A 1,744-nucleotide genomic window follows, 5' to 3' on the forward strand; every position below is an offset into this window, starting at 1 on the left:
GAGGAAGCCCGCATCTTCCGCTTCCAGAAATCCTACCGCGTGTTCAATGCCTGCCAGATCGATGGCCTGCCCGACAGTTTCTTCCCCGACCCGGAGCCCGCGCCCGAGCATCCGCCGTCCGAGCCCATCCCGCACATGCAGGCGTTTTTCGATGCCATCGACATCACGACCGTCTTCACGGGCACGGAAGCGTACTATTTGCCGCCCGTGGATAAGGTCTACATGCCGTCCATCACGCGGTTCCAGGACCCGCGCAATTTCTACGGGGTCTGGGCCCATGAGATGGCCCATGCCACGAAGGCCCCGCATCGGCTGAACCGTGACTTCGGGTTCTCGAAGTTTGGCAACACGTCCTATGCGCGCGAGGAGATCGTCGCGGAATTGACCTCTGTGTTCTTGGGGCAAACGCTCGGCTTCACCGCGCATACGCTCGAGATGAATGCCGCCTACCTCCACAACTGGTTGCGCGTTCTTCGGTCGGACAAAGGCGCGATCTTCCGGCACGCCGCCGATGCGCAGCGCGCCTGCGACTACCTGATCGCCAGATCCGAGACGGGCAGGGCAGGGGGCCGCGCAGAGGCCGCCTGACCACACGGAGAACGGAGACTCGCATGTCACGCAAGGAACCCAAGACGCTGCGGGTGGCCTGCTTCAGCGACGGCCGCCGCAAGATCATCACCTTCAAACGCGGAGCTTATTGGTGGAGCCCGTCCGAGGGCGCTTATCCACTCTCGGCAGCGCTCGAGAGCATCAAGCACCAAGGCGGCTGGATCGAAACCATCCCCAACCCGAATTACCGACCGAAGGGGTTGTTCGGGTAGAGACCCTTCCGTCTCGGCCCTGCCGCCGGCCGGAAAAGGAAAAGTGGGCTTTGGGAAGGGTGTTTCTAACTTCTCAAAGGAGATCCCCATGTCCATGACCGTTCAACCCCAGCCAGACCGTCCAGAGCCGACCGTGATCGCGGCGCAGAACGACGCGTTTCGCAAGCTCGCGTGCCTTGGAGTGCCGCCCGCGCAGCCCATCCAGGGCCGGATGCATGTCACCCGCTCGCTTATGGAGGCCGGCGATGGCTTCATGGCCGAGGCGGTCAAGGCAACCGGTGAGTTTGCCACGTTCGAGCCTGAGAATGATCCCGAGGGCTGGCACGATTTCGGGGCGGTCGAGATCCGGGGCGAGACCGTGTTCTGGAAAATCGATCTCTATGATGCAGATTCGGATTTCCGCTACGGGGCTGAGACCCCGGACAATCCTGCCACCACCATGCGCGTGCTGACCATCATGCTGGCGCGCGACTGGTAGGGGAGGGGACTCCTCACCCTGACATCTGAGACGATGAAGGCCCGCTGACCCCTCAAAGGGAAAGTGGGCCTTTTGTCGTGGTGATCCCTGAAGCCGGGGATTGGTCACGCGCGTGAGCGCGCGGGCCACACCTCACCCTCCTGGAAGGATATCCCATGACCACAAGCTTTGCTCCCCTTACCGTCGCTATCGGCGATCTCGTCCCGCATCCCGCCAATGTGCGCAGCAACGCGCCGGAAACCTATGACCCCGAGAACATCGCCCATCTGAAGGCCAGTATCGCTGTGCTGGGCCTGCTCCAGCCGCTCCTCGTCCAGAAGTTCGACGGCAAATACGCCGTGCTGGCCGGTGGACGGCGCCATGCAGCCCTGAAGGAGCTGGTCGCGGACAGGGCCGCGAAAGGCTTCACGGCGAAGGCCAAGATCGACTGCCGTCTTGTGCCAGA

Annotated in this window: 4 protein-coding genes; all 4 read left to right on the forward strand. The window is 62.8% G+C overall.

The genetic code is table 11. The annotated features are described in order from the left end of the window. On the forward strand, positions 1-588 hold a 588-nt coding region (locus PXK01_RS21850), incomplete at its 5' end, for an ArdC family protein (protein ID WP_274861723.1). 23 nt (positions 589-611) lie between these two features. Continuing rightward, entirely contained in the window at positions 612-821 is a 210-nt protein-coding gene (locus PXK01_RS21855; RefSeq protein WP_114295083.1) for a DUF6330 family protein, read from the forward strand. Between the two features lie 88 nt (positions 822-909). Further along, a complete protein-coding gene (locus PXK01_RS21860) occupies positions 910-1,299 on the forward strand; it encodes a DUF3768 domain-containing protein (RefSeq protein WP_274861724.1) in 390 nt (129 codons plus the stop codon). Between the two features lie 155 nt (positions 1,300-1,454). Beyond that, positions 1,455-1,744 (forward strand): ParB/RepB/Spo0J family partition protein (locus PXK01_RS21865; RefSeq protein ID WP_274861725.1); only part of this gene is annotated, 290 nt, incomplete at its 3' end.

Source organism: Phaeobacter sp. PT47_59 (assembly GCF_028890025.1).
In the GTDB taxonomy this organism is placed as follows: Bacteria; Pseudomonadota; Alphaproteobacteria; order Rhodobacterales; family Rhodobacteraceae; genus Phycobacter.

Bases quoted from the DNA above. Each gene is read 5' to 3' on its own strand.
- PXK01_RS21855 (WP_114295083.1), top strand. From the start codon at position 612: ATGTCACGCAAGGAACCCAAGACGCTGCGGGTGGCCTGCTTCAGCGAC.
- PXK01_RS21860 (WP_274861724.1), top strand. From the start codon at position 910: ATGTCCATGACCGTTCAACCCCAGCCAGACCGTCCAGAGCCGACCGTG.